This window comes from Bacteroides uniformis (assembly GCF_025147485.1).
Lineage (GTDB): Bacteria > Bacteroidota > Bacteroidia > Bacteroidales > Bacteroidaceae > Bacteroides > Bacteroides uniformis.
The window spans coordinates 2,552,322-2,579,209 of the sequence record NZ_CP102263.1 but is presented as its reverse complement, the minus strand read 5'-3'; the positions used below and the strand labels follow the sequence as shown (position 1 = coordinate 2,579,209).

Annotated in this window: 19 protein-coding genes; 7 read left to right on the top strand and 12 right to left on the bottom strand. The window is 44.4% G+C overall.

What is annotated here, in order from left to right:
• Window positions 1-14: 14 nt before the first annotated feature.
• Together NQ510_RS09965 and NQ510_RS09960 are read right to left on the bottom strand one after the other, a co-directional pair.
• A complete protein-coding gene (locus NQ510_RS09965) occupies window positions 15-3,308 on the bottom strand; it encodes a SusC/RagA family TonB-linked outer membrane protein (RefSeq protein WP_005826375.1) in 3,294 nt (1,097 codons plus the stop codon).
• A gap of 43 nt (window positions 3,309-3,351) precedes the next feature.
• On the bottom strand, window positions 3,352-5,994 hold the full coding sequence (locus tag NQ510_RS09960) for a zinc-dependent metalloprotease (RefSeq protein ID WP_034525498.1): 2,643 nt from the start codon (window positions 5,992-5,994) through the stop codon (window positions 3,352-3,354).
• Between the two features lie 356 nt (window positions 5,995-6,350).
• Between NQ510_RS09960 and pheS the strand changes: the two genes are divergently transcribed.
• The 6 genes from pheS to NQ510_RS09930 all read left to right on the top strand — a co-directional run bounded on the left by pheS (window position 6,351) and on the right by NQ510_RS09930 (window position 14,081).
• Window positions 6,351-7,385: a phenylalanine--tRNA ligase subunit alpha gene (gene pheS / locus NQ510_RS09955; RefSeq protein WP_005826371.1), complete on the top strand. Its 1,035-nt coding sequence runs from the start codon at window positions 6,351-6,353 to the stop codon at window positions 7,383-7,385.
• 106 nt (window positions 7,386-7,491) lie between these two features.
• Window positions 7,492-8,688 carry an MFS transporter gene (locus NQ510_RS09950; protein ID WP_005826370.1) on the top strand — a complete coding sequence of 399 codons (1,197 nt, stop codon included), beginning with the start codon at window positions 7,492-7,494 and terminating at the stop codon, window positions 8,686-8,688.
• Window positions 8,685-9,359: an endonuclease III gene (gene nth / locus NQ510_RS09945; RefSeq protein ID WP_005826369.1), complete on the top strand. Its 675-nt coding sequence runs from the start codon at window positions 8,685-8,687 to the stop codon at window positions 9,357-9,359. Before NQ510_RS09950 ends, nth begins: the two co-directional genes overlap by 4 nt.
• Window positions 9,360-9,447: 88 nt before the next feature.
• Window positions 9,448-10,707 carry a phosphoglycerate kinase gene (locus NQ510_RS09940; protein ID WP_085929901.1) on the top strand — a complete coding sequence of 420 codons (1,260 nt, stop codon included), beginning with the start codon at window positions 9,448-9,450 and terminating at the stop codon, window positions 10,705-10,707.
• A gap of 74 nt (window positions 10,708-10,781) precedes the next feature.
• Window positions 10,782-11,807 (top strand): porin, encoded by a 1,026-nt coding sequence (locus NQ510_RS09935; protein ID WP_005826362.1) that lies wholly within the window; start codon window positions 10,782-10,784, stop codon window positions 11,805-11,807.
• An 81-nt stretch (window positions 11,808-11,888) separates the two neighbouring features.
• Window positions 11,889-14,081: a tetratricopeptide repeat protein gene (locus NQ510_RS09930; RefSeq protein ID WP_005826360.1), complete on the top strand. Its 2,193-nt coding sequence runs from the start codon at window positions 11,889-11,891 to the stop codon at window positions 14,079-14,081.
• Here the strand turns inward: NQ510_RS09930 and NQ510_RS09925 are convergent.
• From NQ510_RS09925 to NQ510_RS09900, 6 genes are all read right to left on the bottom strand, one after another.
• The gene (locus NQ510_RS09925; protein ID WP_008663872.1) at window positions 14,078-14,659 is read right to left on the bottom strand and encodes a Maf-like protein; all 582 of its coding nucleotides are present in this window, start codon (window positions 14,657-14,659) and stop codon (window positions 14,078-14,080) included. The two genes, NQ510_RS09930 and NQ510_RS09925, sit on opposite strands and share 4 nt — an antisense overlap.
• A gap of 46 nt (window positions 14,660-14,705) precedes the next feature.
• A complete protein-coding gene (locus NQ510_RS09920) occupies window positions 14,706-15,236 on the bottom strand; it encodes a KdsC family phosphatase (RefSeq protein WP_005826358.1) in 531 nt (176 codons plus the stop codon).
• Window positions 15,237-15,315: 79 nt separating this feature from the next.
• Window positions 15,316-16,113 carry a Rossmann-like and DUF2520 domain-containing protein gene (locus tag NQ510_RS09915; protein WP_005826357.1) on the bottom strand — a complete coding sequence of 266 codons (798 nt, stop codon included), beginning with the start codon at window positions 16,111-16,113 and terminating at the stop codon, window positions 15,316-15,318.
• A gap of 4 nt (window positions 16,114-16,117) precedes the next feature.
• The gene (locus tag NQ510_RS09910) at window positions 16,118-16,453 is read right to left on the bottom strand and encodes a hypothetical protein (protein WP_005826356.1); all 336 of its coding nucleotides are present in this window, start codon (window positions 16,451-16,453) and stop codon (window positions 16,118-16,120) included.
• Between the two features lie 2 nt (window positions 16,454-16,455).
• A complete protein-coding gene (locus NQ510_RS09905) occupies window positions 16,456-16,992 on the bottom strand; it encodes a nitroreductase family protein (protein WP_005826354.1) in 537 nt (178 codons plus the stop codon).
• Window positions 16,993-17,085: 93 nt separating this feature from the next.
• Window positions 17,086-18,366 carry a DUF4026 domain-containing protein gene (locus tag NQ510_RS09900; RefSeq protein WP_074668519.1) on the bottom strand — a complete coding sequence of 427 codons (1,281 nt, stop codon included), beginning with the start codon at window positions 18,364-18,366 and terminating at the stop codon, window positions 17,086-17,088.
• Window positions 18,367-18,468: 102 nt separating this feature from the next.
• On the opposite strand from NQ510_RS09900, the gene NQ510_RS09895 reads away from it, so the two are divergent.
• A complete protein-coding gene (locus NQ510_RS09895; RefSeq protein ID WP_034525497.1) occupies window positions 18,469-19,452 on the top strand; it encodes a GNAT family N-acetyltransferase in 984 nt (327 codons plus the stop codon).
• 12 nt (window positions 19,453-19,464) lie between these two features.
• On the opposite strand, the gene NQ510_RS09890 is transcribed toward NQ510_RS09895, so the two are convergent.
• From NQ510_RS09890 to NQ510_RS09875, 4 genes are all read right to left on the bottom strand, one after another.
• The gene (locus NQ510_RS09890; protein WP_005826351.1) at window positions 19,465-22,044 is read right to left on the bottom strand and encodes an alpha-amylase family glycosyl hydrolase; all 2,580 of its coding nucleotides are present in this window, start codon (window positions 22,042-22,044) and stop codon (window positions 19,465-19,467) included.
• Between the two features lie 176 nt (window positions 22,045-22,220).
• On the bottom strand, window positions 22,221-23,546 hold the full coding sequence (locus NQ510_RS09885) for an alpha-amylase family glycosyl hydrolase (protein WP_005826350.1): 1,326 nt from the start codon (window positions 23,544-23,546) through the stop codon (window positions 22,221-22,223).
• A gap of 82 nt (window positions 23,547-23,628) precedes the next feature.
• Window positions 23,629-25,239, bottom strand: coding sequence for a SusE domain-containing protein (locus NQ510_RS09880; RefSeq protein WP_008663879.1), 1,611 nt, complete (start codon window positions 25,237-25,239; stop codon window positions 23,629-23,631).
• A 24-nt stretch (window positions 25,240-25,263) separates the two neighbouring features.
• Complete coding sequence (locus NQ510_RS09875) at window positions 25,264-26,883, bottom strand: RagB/SusD family nutrient uptake outer membrane protein (protein ID WP_005826347.1); 1,620 nt, start codon at window positions 26,881-26,883, stop codon at window positions 25,264-25,266.
• Window positions 26,884-26,888: the final 5 nt, after the last annotated feature.

Genomic DNA, 26,888 nt, shown 5'->3' with positions numbered 1-26,888 from the left:
TTCTGCTTTTGAAGTTAGAAATTCAAGTTCAAACTGAATGTAACCGACTTGGGTACGGGAGTTGCATAAGGATTGTACATCGACTCCGGATCCATGTAGTTATTATATCCCGAACCAAACACGAAGAGATTGCGTCCTTCAATAGATACCGTTGCCGAGTTCATTCCCAAACGCTTTGTCAGGAGCTCAGGGATACGGTAACCCAGACGCAGATTCTGCAAACGTACGTAGTTCAGCTTCTTCACCCAGATATCCAAATCCCTCCAGATGGTTTTAGAATCATACCAGGAGTACTCTTCCGGGTTGGAAGCACTCAGCATAAATGCCGGAAGCTCCGCATTCGGGTTTTCCGGAGTCCAGCGGTTCAGCACATCCGCATTATAGTTCTTGCCATAATCCGGATTAATGATGTCATAAGAGGGCTGCGTACGTACGTACCCGCCAAACGTCAAAGAGAAATTGACATTCAGCTCCCAGTTTTTATAGCTGAAGGTATTAATCAAACCTCCCGTATAAGGAGCATCGCTACTCCCGATATACGAATAAAAGGTTCTCTCTTCGGCTGCAGTTACATCGGAAGAGGCAATACCTATCCCCCACTCGTCCTTCAGGCGGTAAAGCTCCTTCAAGGTCACTTTCTCTCCCTCCGGATTATAGAACATCATATTACCGGTTTCCTTATTCACTCCCGCAGTCTTCAGTGCGAAAATTGCCCCTACGGGATAGCCTTCACGTCCCGGAGTGGTCTGCTGCTCCGGTATGTTTTCCTGCAATACCTTATTACCGTTATAGGCAAAATTGAAATTTGTGTACCAGGAGAAGTTTTTTGTCGTTATGTTACGGGTAGACAAGCTGATTTCCACACCTTTGTTCTCCATACTTGCCCAGTTGACGTTCATTGAAGTAAAGCCCGTCTCCAGAGGAAGCATGCGCAAAGCTATCAAATCGGTACCCTTACGATAATAATAGTCCACGCTCAGATTGATAGCCTGGTTCAATACAGAAAAATCAAAGCCGGCATTGACAGACTGCGTCTTTTCCCAACGCAACTTCTTGTTGGGAGCGGAATTAATAATAATTACATCTTCCGATACTCCGGGCAAAATACTTTCCGACCGATATGTACCCAACAGGAACGGAGAAGTATTCTTGTCAATATTTCCCTGCAGACCGTAAGATGCACGGAACACCAGGTTATCCACCCACTTGGCCTGCTGCATAAACGGTTCTTGTGACAGACGCCACAAGGCACTGACAGAATAAAGAGGAAGATAGCGGTACTTCTTATCCACACCGAAAAGGTCGGAACCGTCAAAGCGGATACTTCCTCCCACCGTGTAGCGGTTCAACAAAGAGTAAGAGGCCGTAGAGTAGAAAGATACATAAGCATTCTCCTTATACGTTGTCTGATGGAGCGGGAAAGACGTGGCGTAACTTTCGTTGGGGAAAATCACCGGTTTGGTCGTCAACGTCTTGCGGTCGAAGCCATACCCTGCCGAGAACAAGGTTTCATACCAGGTCTTGCGCAGCTCGGTACCCGCCATCACTTCCAGTTCATGAATATCATTGAAACTGTCGCGATATTCTCCCATCGCCTTCCAAGTAATCTGTGAATTGGAGTTTTCATAAGACTTCTGCATACCTCCTTCGGGCAGGAAGTGTTTGGTTTCTCCGCCCTGGGAGTATTCGCTCAACTTATAGTAATAGCGCATGGCATAGCTTTCCCAGTCCGCTATTTCTTCTCTGGAAGTCTTTTCCAACTGATAGCCAAACTGGGAAGTCAGCTTCCACTTGTCATTGAACCGTAGCTCCGCATCAAATATAGATGAAAAAGAATTCACCACGCTTTCATTAGACGTGTTCTGCCGTTCTTCAAAGATGTTGAATCCTAAATCCTTATCAGTGTTGTTCTGAATATCGTAGTCGTAATTATAGTTGCCATTCTTGTCATAAAGTTCAAAATACGGATTAGCCTTGCGTGAATAGAACACGGGATTCGACATACCGTATGCATCTGTCAGATAATTGGTATTTTTGCGACGGTTGGCAAACATGGAGGCACCCACTTTCAGTATACTGTTCACCTTATAGGAAGTCTTTCCTACCAAGTTGAAACGGTCCATACCCACACCGTCCACATTTCCATCCTCTTTATAATAGCCGAAAGAGGTATAATACGTAACCCTTTCCGTACCGCCGGAAAGGCTCAAGTTATATTCCTGGCTGAAAGCATCGCGGAAAAGGATATCTCCCCAGTTTGTATTAACACTCTTCAAACGGTTGATGGCAGCTTGTGTATCACTGCTCAAGGCATCCCATCCTCCATTCTGAAAAGCAGACAACTCATTGTAATTGGAAAGAATATTATATACGCCTCCTTTATGATTGTCCGGAGAATAGTTATTACGGATCATATCCATTTCCAATCCTACTTTCTCCGCTGAGTTCAGCAAGTTCAACCGGTCAAGGCTCAATGTAGGAGTATAGGTAAACCGGGACGAGAAATTGATAACCGGTTTACCGACCTTACCCTTCTTTGTTGTAATCACAATGACGCCATTGGCTGCCCTCGCACCATAGATGGCAGTGGCTGCCGCATCCTTCAGGATGGTGATATTCTCAATATCTGCCGGATTCAGGCCTGCAATGGAAGATTGCTTCATGTTGGTGATGTCATTCAGCTCATCCGGTTCGGGAACATCCGTTCCCTCCAAAGGAATGCCGTCCAGCACCCACAAAGGGTCTTGTGTACCATTCAATGAAGCAGTACCGCGAATGCGTATCTTTGCCGGAGCACCCGGAGCACCGGAAGTCGGGCTGACAGAAAGTCCGGCAATTTGTCCGGCAAGTGCCTGGTCGATACTTTTTACTGCACCGATGGTCTCGTCCGATATATCCAGTTTGGATACCGCTGCCGTCAGCTTGCGGCGCTCCACTGTCTGGTAACCCGTCACAACAACGGCATCGAGCATTTGGGAAGATGCATGAAGTGTTATTTCATAATGTTCCTTTCCCGGAACAAGCTTCACTTCCAATACGTCATATCCCACGTAGCTACAAAAGAAACGGGTTATCCCCGCAGGTATAGCGATAGAGAACTGACCATCCACATCAGTGATGACCCCCATTGTAGTCTGAGCACTCCCCGCCTTTTTCAAGTCTTCCGCAGTCACATAAACGGAAGCACCGATAAGCGGTAGGTTATCCTCTGAAGATATTACTACGCCCTGGACTTTTTTCTCTGCAGCAAAAGCAGATGACAAAGCTCCTACAAAGCATAGCAAAACGATTAATACACGTTTTTTCATGCGTTACATATAAAATTAATTAATACTCTATTGAAAAGAAAAATCACTTTACTCCTAATGCAGTATTGATACGCAAAATCAAATCCTTATAATGATATTTAGTGGCTATATCCGATGCACCCAGACGATTTTGGAGCAATTCTTTGATGCGAAGCAACTCACCACGCTTCACGGAGATGACATCAGATACGCGGTTTATCTGCGAACCGTAGAAGTTCAGTTCGCGGTGTGCACCCATACGGTCGGCATCCAAAGTCTTACCGGCATGCTCGTCACAGCTGCAAAGGGCAGTCTGATGGTCCAGCAAGAAGTGGTTGTCCATCAGTTTTTTGTTTATTTTCACTCCTTCGCTTTCGGCAGCTGCTGTAATCAGTGCATCTACGAAGTTCTTCTGCAAGGCGCGTGTCATGACGTCCGGCAAGGCACCGCGTTCCGTAGTGGCAAAGATGTTGCGATGCAGGCCATCCATCAGCTCTACCACCGTGAAAGCCTTTTTGCCGTTCACCGATTCGTTCTCCAACATACGCATCAGGCGGTTGTTGCCCAGCAAATCCCAAAGGATATAGGATTGGGCATTCTTCAACACTTGTGTCGGTGCATTTTCCACTACGCCCAGCGGAGTGTTGCGCAGCAAGTAGGTGTACTCTCCCACTTCTGTGTCGAACAGCCATTTGGGATAGGTCAGCACTTCATCCAGCAGGAACTTCAAGGCTGCTTGCTGCTTCTCTTTCTCCACAAAGGTATAGGTTTTCTGTCCGTCTCCCACAACCGTGTTCTCTATATAGATACCACCGATATTTGCCAATACATGATAAAGATAATTGTTCCATTGGTTGATAACCGCATAGTATAGGCGGGAAGCTTCTTCATAAGTCTGTCCTTTCTCGCCGGTAGTAGTCCATTGGATGATTTGAGGAACAATACGCTTCAAGTTCTCAATACCCAGCAGAGACGAGCGGACAGCATCATCGCCCAAATCTTCATTCTGCGCACGCGGGTCTACGGCATCACGTACATCCTGCGCCTCACTATATTTATATAAACGGTCTGCATGACGGCTCAGAAAGTCGGCAAGCAAGTCCTTCTCTGCTTCTGGGGTTTCTTTACCATACCAACGATAACCGTATTCTATGGCAAACATATCATACGGGCCTATATGGGGAGAAAGTGCCGTAACGCCGTCACCCGGCTGTGCCACATAATTGAAACGTGCATAGTCCATAATAGAGGAGGAAGTGGTATTCATACGGTCCGTAAATGTTTTGGAACGCAGGGAATCTGTCGGAAAAGTCCAGGAAGCAATCATATTGTGACGCAAGCCCAGCGAGTGACCCACTTCATGGCATGCCACAAAACGCATGGCATCACCCATCAGTTCATCCGGCAGCCTTACTCCTCTTGCTTCGGGACGTACGACACCGGTTTGCACTGTAATCCATTCCTGAAGCATGCCCAGCACATTATGCCACCACATGATGTCCGCTTCCAATATCTCACCCGAACGGGGGTCGAGGATAGAGGGGCCCATGGCATTGGCTTTGGTGGAGGCGGCATAGGTCAGCACGGAGTAGTTCACGTCATCCTTATCCACATTCATGCTGTCCGTCAACTCCCTTGCAACGATGGCATTCTTGAATCCGGCACGTTCAAAAGCAGCCTGCCAATCCTCGATTCCCTGCTTGATATATTTCCGCCAACGACTGGGAGTGGAGTTCTCGATGTAGAACACAATCGGTTTGGCCGGTTCCACCAATTCACCGCGAAGGTAACGCTCCCGGTCTTCCGGTTTCGGTTCCAGACGCCAGCGGGTGATGAACGGTTTCTTGTCTACACGCTGCTGACCGTCACTGTAATTTAATAACGGATTAGTAAAATAACCTACACGCGGACTATCCAGACGTCCCATCATCGGTTTCTCCGGCAACAGCAACAGAGAGGAACTGACTTCGACCGTAACAAACACAGTCGTTGTTCCCTCAGTCACCTTAGTTGTCAGCTCGGAAGTAGCTACCACATTGTTCTCAAAAGCTTTGATAGATAAAATGCGGGAGAGATTCTTGATGGCCGAAGTTCCCAGGTTGATATTCGTAAAGACATTATTGATACTCGTCTCCGTACCATCATAAATATCGTTGACCTTGACCACTATCATGGTAGAGTCATTATTGAATGCCTCTATCTTGAAGCCGGCTATCAGCGGAGAAATATAATTATCCAGTACGGACTGCCGTATGGCATCCTCGTCCGGTGCCAACGGAAGAGGACGGCTCTGACGTACCAACAGCTTGTTGGCAGCCTTGTCCAATTCAAAACGCACCATCTGATTTTCGTAATTCGTACCACGGTTCACACCCGCCTCATTCAGTTCGGAAGGCACACGTTGTAATTTATTTACTACCAGCATATCACGTCCCAACAGCCTTGCCGGCACTTCAAAGTAATAATCGCTCTTCTTCTGGTAAACATTGAACATTCCCTTGCGGGCAATAGCATCGGAACCAGTCAATTTTTCGTAGTCGCTCTTGGATTGAACGCTGTCCTTGGTTTCACTCTTCTTTTTCTTACGGAACCATCCCATAGCTTCGGGAGAAGCAAAATCAGATGTACCGGCATGCAACAATACGGCAGGCTCACACATGAGTACTCCCGCAACTGCCACGACTGGCAGTATTGTCTTCAATTTCATCAATTCAAACTCTAACTTTAATGCAACAATTACTCCGTTAACTCTCTCTCTTTGACGTATGTTAATAAATACCAACCGCCAGTTTGTTCTACCTCCATAGAACAGTAAACGGGGCGCAAAGATACGAAAAGTATATTTTAAAAGTCACTAAACAACGCTCATTTATGTTTTTTCCATAAACAATATGAAGACTTTTACATATATATCATTTTTTCTCCCATCCTCTATCATTTCTTCTTCACATAAAATTTTGTACCACTGATACCAAATTATCTTCCCCAAGTGGAGGCAAAACAATGATAATATTGTATCTTTGCACCGTTTTTAACTTAGAAAATAAATAAGATAACAACGATATGATAGCTAAAATCAATCAGCTTCTGCAGGAAGTAGAGGCGCTGAAAGCCGCTAACGCCGAGGAATTAGAGGCACTCCGCATCAAGTACCTCAGTAAAAAAGGAGCCATCAATGACTTGATGGCAGATTTCCGCAATGTAGCCGCCGAACAGAAAAAAGAGGTGGGTATGCGCTTGAACGAACTGAAAAACAAAGCACAAGAAAAGATTGCCGCTTTGAAAGAACAGTTCGAAAGCCAAGATACCGGCTGTGACGATATTGACTTGACCCGTTCAGCCTACCCGATAGAATTAGGAACCCGCCATCCGCTCTCCATCGTGAGAAACGAAATCATCGATATATTTGCCCGTATGGGATTCAATATCGCCGATGGACCGGAAATGGAAGACGACTGGCACGTATTCTCCTCCATGAATTTTGCCGAAGACCATCCGGCACGCGACATGCAGGATACATTCTTCATCGAAAATGATACAGAAAACGTATCGCACAGCATCATTCTTCGCACACACACATCCAGCGTGCAAAGCCGTGTTATGGAGACTACACAGCCTCCTATCCGCGTGCTTTGTCCGGGACGTGTATACCGTAATGAAGCCATCAGCTACCGTGCACACGCATTCTTCCATCAGGTAGAAGCCTTATACGTAGACCGCAATGTGTCTTTCACTGACTTGAAGCAGGCCTTATTGCTCTTTGCTCAAGAGATGTTCGGCAGTGACACCAAGATTCGTCTGCGTCCTTCCTACTTCCCCTTCACCGAGCCGAGTGCCGAAATGGACATCAGCTGTAACATCTGCGGCGGCAAGGGTTGTCCTTTCTGCAAACATACGGGTTGGGTAGAAATTCTGGGATGCGGTATGGTAGATCCGAATGTATTGGAGCTGAACGGAATAGACAGTAAAGTGTATAGCGGGTATGCCCTGGGTATGGGTATAGAACGCATCACCAACTTGAAATACCAGGTGAAAGACCTTCGTATGTTCTCTGAAAATGACACACGCTTCCTGAAAGAATTCGAGAGCGCTTACTAAATATAGTGAATAACGGCTAGTGATTAGTGATTAATAAGTTGCGCATTTTCAGCATATCATTAATCACTCATCGCTAACCACTCATCGCTAACCACTATTTTTCGCTATGGCAAAAGACAAACTTGTAACTTCCGGCTATTGCCTTATCCTGGCTGCCAATTTCCTTTTGTATTTTGCCTTTTATCTGATACTACCGGTTCTTCCATTCTACCTGACTGAGGTATTCCATACCGGAAATGCAGCAGTAGGTGTCATCTTGTCATGCTACACCATTGCCTCGCTCTGCATACGCCCGTTTTCGGGATACCTGCTCGACACGCTAGCCCGCAAGCCTCTTTATCTGGTGGCATACTTCATCTTTATCACCATTTTCGCAGGTTACATGTTAGCGGGAGTCCTATCTTTATTCATCATGTTGCGGGTTGTCCACGGCCTTGCATTTGGAATGGTGACCGTAGCGGGAAATACAATTGTGATTGACATTACCCCTTCGTCCCGTCGCGGCGAAGCCGTAGGATATTATGGACTGATGAACAATACAGCCATGAGCTTCGGCCCGATGATTGGTCTTTTCATGCATGACATATATTCCTTTGAAACGATTTTTGCCTGCTCGCTCATATCAGGAACTATCGGTTTTGTTGCCGCATGCCTCGTCAAGACCCCACCCAAACAACCAGTCAAACGAGAACCTATCTCATTGGACCGCTTTGTGCTGCTGAAAGGTATCCCGGCAGGAATCGCACTGCTATTGCTCTCCATACCATATGGCATGACAAGCACTTATGTAGCCATGTATGCCAAAGAAATAGGAATTACCTTGAATTCCGGATTGTTTTTTACTTTTATGGCCGTCGGCATGGCAGTGTCCCGTATGTTCTCCGGCAAACAAGTGGATAAAGGACGTATCACCCAAGTCATAACTTTAGGACTATATCTGGTATGTAGCTGTTTCTTCATATTGTCCGCTTGCGGACTACTGATGAAGACCGTCCCGGAACTGACAAACATATTGTTTTTTATGGTTGCCCTCCTATTGGGAGTAGGCTTCGGGACGATGTTCCCCGCCTTCAATACGCTGTTCGTAAACCTGGCCCCCAACAACCAGCGCGGAACAGCCACCTCTACCTACCTGACTTCATGGGATGTAGGCATTGGTATAGGTCTGACAGCAGGAGGTTATATCGCACAGATTACCTCATTCGATATGGCATATTTTTTCGGAGCCTGCCTCACGGTTATCTCCATCTTCTATTTCAATCTGAAAGTATCTCCTCACTATCATAAAAACAAATTAAGATGAGAAAGAAAGAGCGTTATGAAAAAATCCTTGCTTGGTTTAGGGAGAACGTTCCCGTAGCCGAAACAGAGTTGCATTATGACAATCCGTTCGAGCTGTTGATAGCAGTTATTCTCTCTGCACAATGTACGGACAAACGCGTCAATATGATTACCCCCGCCCTTTACCGGGACTTCCCTACTCCCGAAGCACTCGCCGCTACTACTCCCGACGTGGTATACGAGTATATCCGCAGCGTCTCCTATCCCAACAACAAAGCTAAACATCTTGTAGGCATGGCACAGATGTTGGTGAAAGAATTCAACAGTGAGGTACCCGATACCCTTGAAGAACTGGTAAAACTGCCCGGCGTAGGCCGCAAAACAGCCAATGTCATCCAATCCGTTGTTTTCAATAAAGCGGCTATGGCAGTAGACACACACGTGTTCCGCGTCAGCCATCGCCTGGGTCTCGTATCAGATAAATGTACAACTCCGTTCAGTGTCGAAAAAGAATTGGTAAAACATATACCGGAAACAGACATCCCCATAGCTCACCACTGGCTTATCCTGCACGGTCGCTATGTATGCCAGGCACGTACTCCACAATGTGATACCTGCGGTTTGCAATTAATGTGCAAATATTACTGCCAGAAATATAAAGTTAGCAAAGAGAGCGGCAAAGACAAAGAATAAACAACGGTTTCATAGCAAAAAAAAGAAATAAATGCTAACTTTGCGCTCACTAAAAAGAAATTAGTAACACTTTTAAATAAAATAGAGTATTATGACAATTGATCAATTTAACTTTGCCGGAAAAAAGGCATTCGTTCGTGTGGACTTCAACGTACCCTTGGACGAAAACTTCAACATTACAGATGATACCCGTATGCGTGCCGCTCTTCCTACATTGAAGAAGATTTTGGCCGATGGCGGTAGTGTAATTATCGGTTCTCACCTCGGTCGTCCGAAAGGCCCGGCTGACAAGTTCTCCTTGAAGCACATTCTGAAGCATCTCGAAGAGTTGTTGGGTGTTGAGGTGCAATTTGCTAACGACTGTATGGGCGAAGAAGCTGCCGTAAAGGCTGCTGCTCTGCAACCGGGTGAAGTGTTGTTGCTCGAGAACCTCCGTTTCTACGCTGAAGAGGAAGGCAAACCCCGCGGTTTGGCTGAAGATGCTACAGACGAAGAAAAGAAGGCTGCCAAAGCTGCTGTTAAGGAAAGCCAGAAAGAATTCACCAAGAAATTGGCTTCTTATGCAGATTGCTATGTAAACGACGCTTTCGGTACCGCTCACCGTGCACACGCTTCTACTGCATTGATCGCTAAATATTTCGACAAGGACAACAAAATGTTCGGTTACCTGATGGAAAAAGAAGTAAAGGCTGTTGATAAAGTTTTGAACGATATCCAACGTCCGTTTACTGCCATCATGGGTGGTTCCAAAGTTTCTTCCAAGATTGAAATCATTGAAAACCTGCTGAACAAGGTAGACAACCTGATTATTGCCGGCGGTATGACTTATACTTTCACCAAAGCCATGGGCGGCAAAATCGGTATTTCTATCTGCGAAGATGACAAACTGGATTTGGCTCTTGACCTGGTGAAGAAAGCAAAAGAAAAAGGCGTAAACCTTGTTTTGGCTGTTGATGCCAAGATTGCCGATTCTTTCTCCAACGATGCCAACACCAAGTTCTGCCCGGTTGACGAAATTCCTGATGGCTGGGAAGGTCTTGATATCGGTCCTGAGACTGAAAAGATCTTTGCAGATGTCATCAAGAACTCCAAGACTATCCTTTGGAACGGTCCGACGGGTGTATTCGAATTCGAGAACTTCACTCACGGTTCACGCGCTGTAGGCGAAGCTATCGTAGAAGCTACCAAGAACGGTGCTTTCTCACTCGTAGGTGGCGGTGACTCTGTAGCTTGTGTCAACAAGTTCGGCTTGGCAAGCGGCGTGTCTTACGTATCTACCGGTGGCGGTGCATTGCTTGAAGCAATCGAAGGAAAAATCCTTCCGGGTATCGCTGCTATCAACGAATAAAAACAAGCAAAATAACACCCAAAGGCAGCTCTTTGAAAAAAGGGTTGCCTTTTTTACTACTATCCATCCCTATAATGAGACGAATTCTACTATCCTGCATCCTTTTATCAGCCACATGCATCCTGAAAGCACAAGATGCTTGTCTGAATGATGTAGTCAACACTTTAAAAGACCGCATTTCACTCTCCGGCTATGCCCAAGTGGGATATACATACGATGATGCGGGCGAAGGTACCAGCAATACTTTCGATATAAAGAGAGTTATCTTTATGGCGCGCGGTAAAATCACCGATAAATGGTCGGCTTACTTCATGTACAGCTTTGCCAATACCGGAAAAATTCTGGAAGCCTACACGGAATACCGCTTTCTCCCTCAACTCACAGCACGTATCGGACAGTTCAAAACCATGTATACCATTGAGAACCCGATGTCTCCCTGCTTTGTCGAATTAATAAACTGTTATTCTCAAGCCGTCAATTACCTGGCCGGTATCAATGGCAGTGATCCGTTGTATGGCTCTGCAAGCGGTCGTGATATGGGATTGTTAATTTATGGAGACTTGTTCGACTCTTTGATGACTTATAACCTTGCCATCATGAACGGACAAGGCATCAACCTAAAAGATAAAAACAATCAGAAAGATATTGTAGGCAGCCTTATGGTACATCCATTGAAATGGTTGTCCGTCGGCGGTTCCTTTGTTAAAGGGAAAGGATGCGCCGTAGCCGTTTCTTCCATTAATCCAGACATAGCCATAGGAGAGAATTACACCCGAAACCGCTGGTCGGCAGGTGCCACCATCAAAACAAAATCCGTAGATGTACGTACAGAATACTTGGCCGGAAAAGACGGACACGTTAAAAGTGACGGTTACTATGCAACCGTATCTGCCCATGTGCTTCCCAAATTTGACGTAATAGCCTCTTATGACTATTTCAACAAAAATAAAACTATTTCCGATAAACAGACCAATTATGTAGCAGGTGTACAGTATTGGTTCTATCCCAAATGCCGTCTGCAAGCCCAGTATACATACTGTAACCGCCATAAAGGAGAAAACTCAAACCTGCTTCAAGCACAGTTGCAAGTTCGTTTCTGAGCTGGGGAAATGGAAATTTATGAACTTTTTGGCATCCTTTTTGTAGTTTTATAAGATACATACCCAAAAAGAGACTGATTTATGAACGAACAAGCCATACAAGAACAATATCAGCATATCGTTACTCTACTCAAGCAGCAACGGCTGAAGGAAGCACAATCCCAACTGGAAGCCTTTCTTTGGAACAGCGGTGACTGGACACTCCGCAACCGCTTGGAACAAGCTCAGACATCCTATCAGTACATGCTGCAATACATGCGCCAGGGAATCGACGATCCTGAACGACAGAAACTATATCGCCAGATTCTGACCGAAACTTGGGAAGTCGCTGACCAGGCACGTCTGTCTCTCCTTGACGGAGTTTCCACGCACTATTACCATTCCCTGCGCAATAACCGGGAACGCCTCCCCAAAGAATACAATATTGCCGCACTGCAGAAGGTATTGGAATCTTTCCCTGATGACCTGGCCGTTTGTCAGCTGATGCCGGATAACCAAGGCATGGACGCCGTACTGCAACGGCACGAACAAACCGCCCAGGTTCTTTTCCTTTCCACATGGAGTAACAGTGACTGGTCTGCAGAAGACGAACAGCAAGCCAAAGGATTACTGGAATCAGAAATGCTTCCCGTCAATGATTTGTGCCTGTTCACCAGTGCCGTCATGCTCAGTCTGATGGAATGCTTCGATACCCGCAAATTCTCATGGTTGCTAGACGCCGTAACGCATGCAAATACGCAAGTAAACCAACGGGCTTTGGTAGGTATCGCTTTCGCACTTCTTTTTCATCCCACCCGTCTGTCGCTTTATCCCGAATTGACAGCCCGCCTTTCCCTGCTCAACGAAGACGGCAGTTTCGGCAAGCAACTGAACCGTATTTACATCGAGCTGCTCCGTAGCCAGGAAACGGAAAAGATAGACAAGAAGATGCGTGAAGAAATCATTCCGGAGATGATGAGGAATGTGAACATCATGCGCAACATGAAGTTCGGTTTTGAAGAGAACCCTGAGGAAAACGATCTTAATCCGGATTGGGAGAAAGCTTTTGAAAGTTCCGGACTGGGAGACAAGATACGGGAGATGAACGAATTACAGCTGGAAGGCGCTGACGTCTATATGAGTACGTTTGCACAACTCAAGACTTATCCGTTCTTTAAGGAACCGTACAACTGGTTCTATCCGTTCGACATGCATCACTCCAGCATCATCAAGGAATTCGGATTCAAGCCTACCGGAGACAATGCCATCCTCTCCCTTATCCTCCAATCCGGTTTCTTCTGCAATAGTGACAAGTATTCCCTTTGCTTTACAATGGCACATATACCACAGTCACAGCGTACGATGATGCTCAGCCAGATGACTTCCCAGGATTTGGATGCACTCATGGACGAAAGCAAATCTTCCGCTTTACGGCAGTATGCCGAACGACCGGATGTCATCAGCAACCAGTATGTCCACGACTTATACCGTTTCTTCAAGTTAAGCCAGCGCAGACACGAGTTCCGTGACATCTTCAAGGAAGAGATTGCCCTGCACCGTATCCCGGCACTCAAAGATATTCTGTGCAAACCCGAGCTGCTGATTACCATCGCCGATTTCCACTTCCGCAAAGAACACCCGGCAGAAGCATTGGAGCTTTATAAGGAATTGATAGCCTTGAACCATGCAAATGCAGACATTTTCCAAAAGGCTGGCTATTGCCTGCAAAAGGAAAAGAGGTATAAGGAAGCGATAGACGCCTACCTGAAAGCCGATGTACTAAAGCCCGACCATGTCTGGACAATCCGCCATCTCGCTACGTGCTACAGGCAGATAAGGGACTTTGCCTCTGCACTGGAATACTACAAGAAAGTGGAGGCAATCCAGCCGGAAAACCATAATATCCTTTTCTACGCCGGAAGCTGCCTTGCCGAACTGGAAAGATATGAAGAGGCTCTGCAATATTTCTTCAAGCTTGATTTCATCGAAAGCAATTGTATCAAAGCATGGCGTGCTATAGGCTGGTGTTCGTTTGTCAACGGCAAGTATGAGCAAGCAATGAAGTATTACGAAAAGATACTCGCCTCCAAACCACTCGCAGCAGACTATCTCAATGCCGGACATGTTGCTTGGAGAACGGGCAAAATAGAAAAAGCTGCAGAACTTTACAGTAAAGCAGCTTTGGAATATGGCGGGCAGGAGATTTTTAGAGAAATGTTCGGTAAAGACAAAGAAACACTTGTCAGACAAGGAATCAGTGAAAAAGATATCCCTCTAATGATGGATCTGGTTTAGACCTCCAACAACTCCCTGTACAGCCTCTGTACGGGGAGCCCCATTATATTATAGTAACTCCCGGATATGTTTTCCACCCCGATGAATCCAATCCACTCTTGTACACCATAAGCTCCGGCTTTATCCATGGGGTGGTATTTGTCCACATAATAGGCAATTTCCTCTTCGTTCAGTTTGGCAAAACGCACTTCTGTTGCCGCCGCAAAACTGCGTTGCCACTCAGTGGTAGTGATGCATACACCGGTAAACACTTCATGGGTACGTCCGGACATGTCGCGCAACATCTGCATAGCTTCTTCCCTATTCTTGGGTTTTCCGAGAACTTGTCCATCCAGCCAGACAATGGTATCTGCTGTAATCATCAATTCGTCCGGATGCATCATATCACGGTAGGCATCTGCCTTTTCCCTGGATATGTAGAGAGGAATATCCGCTCCCCGCAACGTTTCGGGATAAGACTCGTCCACATCGGGCAAAGTTCTTACTTCATATTCCACTCCCAAACCAGCCAGCAATTCTTTCCTTCGCGGAGAGTTAGAGGCAAGAATCACCTTATATTTCTTCAGATTATCTAACATCATATCATTTACGATTTGACGATTTACAATTTAACGATTGAAACAACTACCAACCAAAAGCTTTTTCATCTGCCATCCAAAGCCCTTGCACTTTCAATACCTGTTCCACAATGTCGCGACCACAGCCATAACCGCCTTCTGCATACGAAATATAGCGAGCCACAGCCTTTACCTCAGGCACAGCATCCTTAGGACAACACGGCAAACCACACTCACGCATCACCTCCAAGTCGGGAATATCATCACCTACATACAATATTTCCTCGTCCTTCAAGCCATGACGGTCACGGAAGTCATGGTAATCATGGATTTTAACAGAAGAACCCATATAGATATTTCCATCCTCAAAACCTAAAGAAGTAAAACGCTTGCGGACTGCTTCTGTACGTCCACCCGTAATTATACCCAGCAACACACCTTGCTTAGCGGCCAGATGCAGGGAATAACCATCCTTTATGTTGACCGTACGCAGAGGTTCACCCTCCGAACTCATAGGGATAACATTGGCACTCAGCACACCGTCCACATCAAAAACAAGGGCTTTTATCTTTTTCAAATCATAGTTTATGGTACTCATTGCACTTTTTTCTTGTTCATTATAATATACCTATATGCAGCAAAACATTAGTTCAAAAGAGGCAAGCATCGGCATCCGGTTATCTTATTGCCAACCGATGTATATTCTCGCTAATCTCCCGATATAGTTCCAGCATTTGCGGCTCATCGGCAAGCATCCGCAGATGCTCGTCAATGACATTCTCATCATAGCGCACAGCCGGTCCTGTCTGTGCGGCAAGCGGTTCCAGCTCATGCACCTTGCGGGCCGTCTCGTCTATCAAGGGGAGCATTGCCTCGAACGGCAACCCGTACTTTTTCAGCAGTTCAGCAGCCAACACATACATGTGATTGGTAAAATTGCACGTAAACACAGCCGCCAGATGCAAACTTTTGCGCTGCTCAGAACTTGCTTCATACACTTTTTCCGATAGGGCGGAAGCAATGTCCTTCAGAAGCTGCACATCCTCTTCCGAGTTGCTTTCCACAAAACACGGTATCTGTCCAAAATCCACTTCACGCTGCTTACTGAAAGTCTGCATCGGATAAAGCACTCCATAACGCGCAACATGCCCCTGCCAAATATTCATAGGAATACTGCCGGCTGTATGCACCCATAAAGCATTCTCCTTTCCAGAAACAATCTGGGGTAATAATTCTACAAAAGCCGCGTCCTTCAGCGAAACGATATAAAGCTGCGCCTCCTTCGTAACCGCCTGCAGCTCCGTGGTATATGCAGCTTCCACCGTCTGTGCCAATCCCTGCGCCGATTCTTTTGTACGGCTGTAGACCTGCACAATACGAAACCCTTTCCGATAAAGAGCTTTTGCCAGATTAGTAGCTAGATTTCCGGCACCGATAAAGGCAATGGACATATCTTCTATACTTCTTCCTGCCATACGCTTATCTTGTTGCCAACCAATACAGAATAGCCCCTAATGCCAGTAACGCCAACGGCAGCAGATAAGCGGACATCGTACCGAGTAAGGCAGTTATCAACCCGAAGTTCAATATCAGCCACAAACCTATCAATACCAATCCCACTGACTTGTCATGCTTGAACAGCAGAAAAATCACTGCGGTATACAATAGAAAATTATCCTTATTCATCACCCACGGCAAGCCGATTGCAGAAAAATGCACCAATTTGTCCACCAAGTAAAGAATGCCGAATACAATCAGTGTGATGGCAGTGGCCTTATATGTATCACGGTTATTGTTTGCTTTTGCTGCACTCACTGTTACTTTCCTCCGTACTTATTGATATGTATCTTTTCCCACTGCAGATTGTCTTCGTTGAAAGGCTTGCGCTCCATCCCCTTATGGCCGATAGCAATAACACTAAGCACCTGCAACTGCAAAGGAATATCCAACACCTCGTGCACATACTCGCCGGAAGGCATACCGGAAGCCGTAAAACGTTCGCGCACCTGCACCCAGCAGCTTCCCAGCCCCATATCTTCGGCCTGAAGTTGCAGGTAGATGGAAGCAATGGAGGCATCTTCTATCCACACATCGCTTGCCAGCGGGTCGGCAACAACCACTACAGCCAGTGCCGCATCGGCAATGAACTGCGATGCCTGCTCCTTGCAATAGGACAATTCCTTCAATTTATCCTTCTCGTCCACCACTATGAACTGCCATGCATTGCTACGCTTCGACGTGGGTGCCATCAAAGCAGCTTTCATCAAAGTGACGACTTGTTCTTGTGTCAATTCTTCTTCTGTAAACTTCCGCATGCTGCGGCGGGCTTTTATCAATTCACTGAAACTTTCCATAACATATTCGTGTTTAGCGAAGGCAAATTTAGATAAAATATCCGGGAATGGCGAATAAAAGCCCTTACAATCTTCTCCCCGCTTCCTTTTGTATCATACAAGCAGATAGGCGGTATCCGGAGTAACCGAAAATTCCTCTAAATAGATTATCCAGTCGGTCACATCCTCTACCGTAAACCACCCTTCATCACCCTCGTGCATGTGGCTGACGTCGTAAGGTTCTTGTATAAGCTGTCCCTTGAAACGCTCTCCATCAAACTCCAACAGCTTAAACCAAATATGTTCGCGGTCGTCAGCCTGCTCGGCACTGTCTGTCTTCAAGCCAATTTTAAGCAAGATAGAGCCTTCGTCCTTCTTTGCCATGTATTTCACAAGACCGAAACGCTCGCGAGCCAACGCACTCATGCGATTGGTTTCACGGGTACTAATAAAGAATAGCGGATTCTCACCCCACATGCTATCGTATTCGGACACCTTCCGCAGTCTGCCTTTCTTCTCGTCGTCCTCACTCGTATAGATGAACACGGGTGCCGTACGGCCGTTGTGTCCCTCCTCACGGTCGTCCGCACTGCCAAGAACGAGGCTTCGGTACTCATCCAGCGCCTTTGTCCACGAAACGTAGGTGGCCACTATCGGCAAACGGTCATTCAACATCCCGATATATACGCCAACACCAGGTTCGGAAGTCCTATCGTCTTTATCGAGCAGATGACTAGCAAGGGCGGAAATCAAGTAATAATGGTTGTTGTAATTCTCCTTGTCTGATTTCAGAATCTCAAGTTCATACAAACCGCAACGGTTCAATCCGTGCGTATGCAACCACACCTCGCCTCCTTCATCGGTCACAGCATGTACCGTGAACAAAACACTCGTTCCGGGAACTACCGCCGAGTCGGCAGCCAGAGTGGCCCACCGAGCACAAACCAGTTTCTCGGCACTTTCGTCCACAATGGCAAGCAGGTCGGGCACCATAGCTACAGCAATCTTCAGTTGCAGATGGTAGGACTTCTGCCCGTCAACGCCGAACTTCATGAACACCGTAAGTGCCCTATCGGCTCTGCCAATAGCATATAGTTCTTCGTCAGTGAAATAATAATCCCGACGATTAAACATATCAGGCATTGAAAAATCACCTTCATAGAAACCTATTTCATACACTTCGCCATCATATCCTACTTCCATATATCCCGGTTCGTCTTCATCAGGCAAACGTTTTTTCAACAATTCCACTCCAGAGATAGCAGCCACGCGCTCAAAAAGCCGTACCGACAAATCCATTCCACCCCCCTTAGGCACTGCCATCATATAAGAGGACTCTTCCCAGTAGCACAGCGGCTGTTCTTCGAGAACCGTTTTCTTTTTCTTAAAAATCATATCCATTCTTTTTATGTAAGACTTCAGCTATAGTGACAAATTTAATAAAAAAGCCTACCCATGCCAACCGAAATTTCAGTTTTTTTGTTAAGTTTGCAAGCAATGCCCCTCAAACTCACTACATATTACCGTGGGAGCAAGGTTCCTGACCTGCCAGGCACCAACACCTTCCATTCCACAGAGTTGTTCCGAATCTACGAGGAAACTCCGGGGTATACCCCCATACTCATTGTGGCATCCGAAGATGACAAGCCCGTTGCGAAACTGCTTGCCGCCATACGTAAAAGTGTCCGCATGTTTCCACCCGGCATCATCAAAAGATGTGAGGTGTACGGTACGGGAGAATATTTCAATAACGAGGCAGACAAAGAGACTATCTTCAGTGACATGCTGCAAAGGCTTACCAATGAAGCATTGCGCGATTCTTTTCTCATCGAGTTCCGCAACCTGGAAAATGCCATGTTCGGATACAAATCTTTCCGAGACAACCAATACATCGCCATCAATTGGCTGCGGGTGCGCAACTCGTTGCACAGCGTCGAAAAGGTGGAAGAGCGTTTCAGCCCGTCACGTATCCGGCAAATCAAGAAAGGCCTCAAAAACGGTGCCCAAGTGCGGGAAGCACGTACCAAAGAGGAGATTCTCTGTTTCGCCCAGATGTTGCGCCACGTATATTCTTCCAAGATACGGCGCCACTTCCCCAGTATCAAGTTCTTTCAGCATCTCGAAAACCAGTTGACAAAAGGGCAGCAAAGCAAAATCTTCATCGTCATTTATAAGGAGAAGATTATCGGTGGCAGCGCATGCATTTATTCAGATGATAGCGCCTATCTATGGTTCTCAGGTGGCATGCGCAAGACTTATGCCCTGCAATATCCGGGGATTCTTGCCGTATGGAAAGCACTGGATGATGCCAAACAACGCGGATACCGCCACTTAGAGTTCATGGACGTGGGACTTCCCTTCCGTAAACATGGCTACCGTGAGTTCGTTCTCCGCTTTGGAGGAAAACAAAGCAGCACCCGACGCTGGTTCCGTTTCCGTTGGAACTGGCTGAATCGGGTGCTGATAAAGATGTATGAATGATTCTTACCGAAATCAGAAATTAGTGTAGACCACATATCCATGAGCCGGTACATTAACCTGTTTATTTACGGTTTCACTTTTTCCTGTAAAGTAATTGGTCCAGTTACCAGGAGTGGCAGGGAAAACAATATCAGTAGCGGTATGTGTAAAGTTACCCACCACCACCAGTTGCTTACCCGTTATACTTTTTACCAATAATGTACGACCGTTGTCCCAATCAGAAGTTTCCACCTTCCATGTCAAAGTTGCATTTGCATCAAACAACTCCGGATGAGCATTGCGCAGCTTCATCAAACCTGCATAAACATCGTGCAGCCCTTTACGATCGGCGTTATCTAAATATTCCCAATGCAAAGGCTTCCTACCGGTACGGCCATTTTCTTCAATAGAGATGTCATATCCCATCTCTCCGAACTGCCAAACCATCTTAGGACCAGGAACGGTAAGGAAGAAAGTTGTATTTAGTGCCAACTGATTCATACGGGCATCAAGGTCGGTTTTCAGCACACCATCACCCCATTGCGACTGTTTGTAAGCTGTGCGTTCTTCATCATGGCTTTCCATAAAACCTACCCATGCAGTGTTTTTCTCATAAAGGCTACTAAAAGAACTATTTTCAGCATACCCCATAGCCGACTGACAATAGGCATTATTCAAGTTACGCCATAAGTGCATACCATCAGCTGCCAGTTCATTTTCTTCCTTTGAATCACAGAAATGCTCCAAGATAACATAAGAGTCCTTTTTCACTTCCTTGATGGCCGCATTATAATCCTTTAGGACGGCAATGCGACCCGCATCGTAATTGGATGCTGTACTTTCAGTGCAAGAGGTTTGTGTGAACCCTTTCGTCAAATCAAAACGAAAGCCATCCACCTTATATTCCTTCAACAAGAATTGCAGATTACGCTTCACAAACTTACGCACCAATGGGCTTTCATGATTGAAATCATGGAACACGCTATAAGGATGAGGTGCTTCCACATTGAAGTATGGATTATTCTTTGCAGTCTTATCACCATCCCAATAGAGTTTAGCCAGCGGATTATTTCCTGTAGCATGATTATAAACCACATCCAGAATAACTGCCATACCAGCCTCATGACAAGCATCAATGAACTGCTTATACATTGTTTTTGTCCCATAAGCTTTATCCATCGCAAAGAAAAAACAAGGATTATACCCCCAACTGTCATTGCCGTCAAACTCCTGCACCGGCATCAACTCAATAGCGTTGACACCCATTTCTTTCAAGTAAGAAAGCTTTCCCATCGCACCGTTAATGTCACTCGTAGCCGTAAAGTCGCGCAAGTGCAATTCATATATCACTAATTGCTTAGGATTTGCTATTTTAAAATCATTATACTTCCAGTTATAACTATCTTTCTGTATCTTGAAGGTCGAAACGATTCCTACCCCTCCCTTAGGATAAACCAGGTTTTCATTATAGGTAGAAGCTGAAATATCTTTATCATTATCAGGATCCAGTATTTTTTCAGTATAAGCATCTGCCAAATGAATTACTTCACCTTCCTTTGTACCCACATAGTATTGGAAAGCATACTCTTTACCAGCATCTAACCCCGCCAACGTAATCCACCAACATCCGGAAGCATCATCACGATACATCTGCGACTTTTCGTCATTACTTAAGGTCCAATTGTTAAAGTCACCCACAACATGTGCAAAATCCTTATGATTTCCATTCACATCTTTATCATAAAGTACCAGTGTCACTGTAGAATTATCCATTATGTTGATACCTTCGACCATATCAGCCGGTACAGCGGCAGTTTTAATCTCACCGGGTGCAAATCCTTCATATTTTGTATCAGTTACCGCTATAAAGGAATCAGTATCTATTCCTTTTTTACTACCATCCGCACTACGAATCACTATTCCAAGTTGGTTCACCGGTGTCTTTCCACTCCCAAACCACTCCCGGATATTCGGACTCAATGTAATACTCCAAATATTAGCCTCAGATAAAGTCATCTTACATTTATCTTTGTTTTCTGCCCACTCTGCAGGCACGAATTGCCAACGACCTTCACTGACAACACCAATATGTACATACACATCTCCTTTATACTCATAGAGGGCAGACTTTGTATCCGCTTTAAACGTAATGACAAGAGACTGATCAGCATCTGGTACCACCGGTGTATAACTCAGACCAGCAGGAATTGCAATTGCATTGGCAGCTTGAGTGACGGATATTTCTTCCCTTTTTGAACCGGATATAATATTCAATTGTGCTGTACGCGCTATTCCAGTTTCATTTTTAGCAACAGAAACCATAATCGTAGCTTTTCCTGACAAGCCTTTTGCCGGATTGATACTGCACCAGCCAATATCCTCACCACTCAGCTCAGCAGTCCATTGATATCCGGCCTCAAAACTGACACTTTGTGAAGAAGCAGCTTCAGCAAAGCTAAAACCTTGTTCAAAAATAGCTTCACTACCGGAGGCAGGAGTCAAATATTCCTGAAACTCCTCTTTGTTGTCACTACATGCCGTGAATGCCAGCAGCACGCTGAAGCATATCAAATGCCATAAAACAAGATTCTCACGTTGAACGATAATTTTCATAATATGAAGTATTTAAAGTTATCACTTCACAAATATAACCGGAAAAGAAAGGGCAAATCAATTAACGTAAAGGAAAACGAGAACAATATCACGAAAACGTTTGCATATCAAACAGAAAGAGGAGACCTTACACAATATAATAGTATAGGGTCTCCTCTTTTATTAAAATCCAGCCGTCAGAATCTAATTATTCTATACTCTAATGCATTCAGTTTAATTTCATTCATCAATTCCAGAGGTTTATTTTCGTAAATATCAGTAGCTACATGATGCTTCCAACCCTCCGGTAAGATAACAGAAACATCTCTATTACGCACATTAACCAATATCATAAAAGCATCTTTACCATCACTTTTCTGATACATCAAGACGTCTGAAGCAGGATACCCAGTTAATATTCCTTTCCGAAGTGCAGGATATTTATTATACAATCCCATTAAACACCCATATTCTTGATAAATATCCGAACATTCGGACCAATCCACGGATGTATATGCAAAAAAATTAATAGGAGCCTCATGTCCAATTTCTTGTGAACTATAAATCAATGCTCCACCATGCAAAAAAACTGTTCCAACAAAAGCAGCCATAGCTGCCCTTTCACTTCCTAACTCCACAATTGGCGACATTTTAGAAGCCTCATCATGATTGGTAATAAAACGTAATTTCATTTTTCCTGCCGGAATTGAGTCATACTCGCTCCAATCCACCTCCAACAAGCGTGCCGCACTACTATCATTAACGAAAACATCCCGCATCGCCTCCATCAAATCCCAAGCATAGTTCATATCAAATCCTGCATCAAAATGATCTTTGCGCTTACCTTCTGCCAACATTAACAATTTCCGATTTGGAATAGCCCTCAGAGAATCAACAGCTTGCTTCCAGAAAGTATATGGAACATAATCAGCAGCATCACAGCGAAAACCATCTACACCAACTTCTTGTATCCAATATTTCATAGCATCAATCATTGCAAGGCACATATCTGCATTATCGTAGTTCAAATCTGCCACATCATTCCATCCCGTTCCTGCAGGAGAAATTATATTTCCGATACTATCCTGAGTATACCACTCTTTATGTTCTTTAATCCAAGCATGGTCCCAAGATGTATGATTAGCAACCCAATCTAAAATTACACTTATTCCTTTTTCATGGCATAATTCCACTAAACGCTTAAATTCTTCTACTGTTCCAAATTCAGGATTTATTCTTTTATAATCTTTGATACAATAAGGAGAATTCACCGTATTTACCTCACCAATCTCATAGATTGGCATAAACCAAACAACATTAACACCCAAAAACTGAATAGAATCAAGATGTTTTGATATGACATTAAATGCATTCTTCAGAGCAAAAACACGTGGATTGATTTCGTACATCACAACGTCTTCTACAGCAGGTAATACTTGCTTTTGTTCAGTAACTATCTCGCGTTTTCCGGCACAAGCATACACTGTCAATAATACAAGTATAGTATAAAATAAATTCCTCATCTATTTACAATTCATTGGTCTGACAAATAAAAAAGGATTAAAGGTCCCCCCCCTTAATCCTTTTTCTATAAATAAGAGAGCCTTAATTGGCTGTCATTGTAGCATTCTTAGCTTCTGGATCCAATACAATCGTGTATGTTCCAGCTGAAACTTTAATATTTCCACCATCCTGCGTCAGCGCACCTAAACTACCACCAAAGTTTATAGTCCAAGCTGCATCCCATCTGAATTTCATTTCACCATCACCTAATGTAACAGTCACCGACCACTTTTGCGTTTCAGCATCATAATCCATTAAAGTGCCTTTATCCCATCCACCAGGAGTAGCATCACCAATAATCTCCCAACCTGTCTTATCCAAAGTAGCAACCATCTTCTTAGTATCGGCACCTACTCGATAATAACCGGCAGCCTCAATCTTAACATTACCGCCATCACCGATAACAAACGTAGTTGATGTCTTAGCCTCATTCCAAGTAATATCTCCAACAACACCAATCCACGTACCAGAATCATAGAACTTGAATTCTGTATCGGCAGGGAAATAGTGAGTGCCAGTATATTTGAAATCACGAGCTGCAGATTCTACCTTATAGCAATCATCAGCTTCCGGCTTCCAACCATCACCACTCTGATAGCTACCAGGCAATGTCATTGCAGAGCTAGAAAGCTCAATCGTTGTTTCTTCCATACTATAAGTATATTTTCCTGCATTAGTCAAATTTAAAGTAATAATATAGGGACTTGCCTTTACCACTTTGAAATTTTGACCTCCAGCAACCAAGTTACCGGCCAACTCAGAAAGTTTACCTTCTTCTGCTCCATAATTGAATCCCCAGTCATTATTGGCTCTAAATTTGAATTCCTTATCGAGCAACGGAGTAACCACTGTCCAAAGACGAGTAGTGGTATCGTATTCCATCTGGGTATCTTTGTCCCAACCACTAGACGTAGCATCTCCAATTACTCCCCAAACCAGCCCTTTCTCTGATTGGGTTACCTTACCTTCTGCATCTAAAGTAATTTCAATGAAACCTTTACCATCAGCAGTAACTTGCTGGTCTTTAGCCAATACTTTCGTAAGGTCTGCACCATCAATGATTGCATAAGAAGCAGCACCATCAAAATTGGCATAACCACTATAAATGCCATCACCGTCAGGGTCACCTATCAAATAGGCAGTAGTGTAGTCCCAATCAGGATAGCCAACAGCTACATAAGCATACTTCCATGTAATATTATCTACATTAGGGTCATAAGGTGTAGCCTTAAAAGTTATTGAGTTACTAGCTGCATCAGTATAAGCATCATATGCCTCAGAAACCAAAGAAACAGTAAAATCATACGTTTGCCCCGGATATGCTCCTACCTTAGCCAATAAAGAATTCATTTCACTATTTGTAAATGCCAGTTTTGCATCCCCTGTTTCTCCTATTACAATACTCTTATTGGTAGAAGTATTTGTTAGAGTTACAACATAATTAACTACTGCAGAAACTCCATAATCTGCCTTATCCCAAGCTATTTCCGGAAATTGCGCATCCTTATTGTCTTTAGTAATAGTAATGTCTGTTTGGGAAAGCGCATGCAATGCAGCAGCAGTCTTCAATTCCAATATGGGGGTAGCATCCTCCTCACAAGACATCAATGCGAAGATTCCAGCCAAAAGTAAATAAATATATTTTGTCTTCATATCATTCATGTTTAATCATTAATATTAGTATCCTTCATTCTGTACCAGGTTCTGATTAGAACCAACATCGTCTGAAGGCAAGGGGAACACTTGATAAAAGCTTTCAACAGATTTTCCTGCCGCAACTCCACCCTTCCATGGCCAAACATAATCAGCAGAAGTATATTTACCGAAGCGAATCAAATCTGTACGTCTTTGAGCTTCGTAGAATAGCTCACGTGCGCGTTCATCCATCATAAAGTCCAAAGTAAAATCACTATCGGAAATAGGTGCGGACGCCTTGTCTGAATATGCACGTTTACGCAAATCATTTACATATCCCAAAGCCTCTGTTTTTGTTGCTCCTTGTCCGCCACGAAGAACAGCTTCTGCTAAATTCAAATAGATTTCACCTAAACGGAATAATGGATAATCTGTCCAAGCTTCCGCAGATGCAGGTTTACTTCCATCTTTATTCACATTATAAAACTTGGTAACGGGAATGCCATTATTGACAAAATCAGCTTCATTTGTGATCTCAATATTTGTGGTAGCTTCTGTACGCAACATTGCTTTACGAGTATCCTTATCACTGCTATCCTCTTTTTCAAAGATATTATATAAAGACGACTTAGCTCTAACACCTTGCCAACCTCCCTTTGCATTCGTTTCTTCTTGAAAATCAGCAGAACCCCAGCATAACAAAGCTGTCATACCTCCCCAGGTCATTGTATCTTCACCTTCATATCTCAATGGGAAAATCATCTCTTTGGATTGGTCATTATCAGCTTTGAACATATCGCCATAAACCGGTTCCAATTGGTAACCTGCTGAAATAATCTTTTTAGAATAAGTCACACATTCAGTATATTTATTTACACCTACATACGTGTCTGCATTCAAATACAAGCGAGACAATGCAGCCCACAGAGCAGCTTTATTAGCATGTCCATAATTATCATTAAATCCAACTACAGGATCAAGCATATCACTTTCACATGCCAACATTTCACTTTCAATGTATTCAAATAATTGATCTTTCATAATTTGTTGTGGACGAACGCTACCAATAGGGCTGTTTTCATCTACAAACGGAACATTACGATACAAATCCAAAGCATACAGATACATCAAAGCACGCATAAAACGAGCTTCTGCACGGAAAGTTTTAATAGAAGCCTTTACTTGCTCTGAACAACCTCGTGAGGCAAGTTTATCATCAGTTGTTTCACGTAAAAACGCATTTGACAAGTTAATCTGATAATACAAACGATAATATGATCCTTTGATCCATGGACTTGAAGCAGCCCAAGAAATATGATTGAAGTCTGGAATACCAGGATCATTCCAGCAACAATGAGCGATATCAGAAGCCAATTCCTGCATATTCCACAATACGCGAATAAATGAAGCCTGAGAACCACCGTCAATGCCGACAACATCCTGGTCTGAGTCTCCACCTGCATTACCACCTATTACCAAACCTGCATATATTTTAGCCAAACTTTGTTCATAAGCTCCTATCTCCTTTCCAAAAACGACATCCGAAACCAATTCATCCTTATCCAATGGAACCGTATCCAGATCGTTCACACAAGAGGTAACCCCTAACATCGTACTCAAAAGGGCTGCCGACAATATATATTTATATTTTAATATTTTCATAACTT

Coding starts and splice junctions, on each gene's coding strand:
- NQ510_RS09965 (WP_005826375.1), bottom strand. CDS start 3,308: ATGAAAAAACGTGTATTAATCGTTTTGCTATGCTTTGTAGGAGCTTTG.
- NQ510_RS09960 (WP_034525498.1), bottom strand. CDS start 5,994: ATGAAATTGAAGACAATACTGCCAGTCGTGGCAGTTGCGGGAGTACTC.
- pheS (WP_005826371.1), top strand. CDS start 6,351: ATGATAGCTAAAATCAATCAGCTTCTGCAGGAAGTAGAGGCGCTGAAA.
- NQ510_RS09950 (WP_005826370.1), top strand. CDS start 7,492: ATGGCAAAAGACAAACTTGTAACTTCCGGCTATTGCCTTATCCTGGCT.
- nth (WP_005826369.1), top strand. CDS start 8,685: ATGAGAAAGAAAGAGCGTTATGAAAAAATCCTTGCTTGGTTTAGGGAG.
- NQ510_RS09935 (WP_005826362.1), top strand. CDS start 10,782: ATGAGACGAATTCTACTATCCTGCATCCTTTTATCAGCCACATGCATC.
- NQ510_RS09930 (WP_005826360.1), top strand. CDS start 11,889: ATGAACGAACAAGCCATACAAGAACAATATCAGCATATCGTTACTCTA.
- NQ510_RS09925 (WP_008663872.1), bottom strand. CDS start 14,659: ATGTTAGATAATCTGAAGAAATATAAGGTGATTCTTGCCTCTAACTCT.
- NQ510_RS09920 (WP_005826358.1), bottom strand. CDS start 15,236: ATGAGTACCATAAACTATGATTTGAAAAAGATAAAAGCCCTTGTTTTT.
- NQ510_RS09915 (WP_005826357.1), bottom strand. CDS start 16,113: ATGGCAGGAAGAAGTATAGAAGATATGTCCATTGCCTTTATCGGTGCC.
- NQ510_RS09905 (WP_005826354.1), bottom strand. CDS start 16,992: ATGGAAAGTTTCAGTGAATTGATAAAAGCCCGCCGCAGCATGCGGAAG.
- NQ510_RS09900 (WP_074668519.1), bottom strand. CDS start 18,366: ATGATTTTTAAGAAAAAGAAAACGGTTCTCGAAGAACAGCCGCTGTGC.
- NQ510_RS09895 (WP_034525497.1), top strand. CDS start 18,469: ATGCCCCTCAAACTCACTACATATTACCGTGGGAGCAAGGTTCCTGAC.
- NQ510_RS09890 (WP_005826351.1), bottom strand. CDS start 22,044: ATGAAAATTATCGTTCAACGTGAGAATCTTGTTTTATGGCATTTGATA.
- NQ510_RS09885 (WP_005826350.1), bottom strand. CDS start 23,546: ATGAGGAATTTATTTTATACTATACTTGTATTATTGACAGTGTATGCT.
- NQ510_RS09880 (WP_008663879.1), bottom strand. CDS start 25,239: ATGAAGACAAAATATATTTATTTACTTTTGGCTGGAATCTTCGCATTG.
- NQ510_RS09875 (WP_005826347.1), bottom strand. CDS start 26,883: ATGAAAATATTAAAATATAAATATATATTGTCGGCAGCCCTTTTGAGT.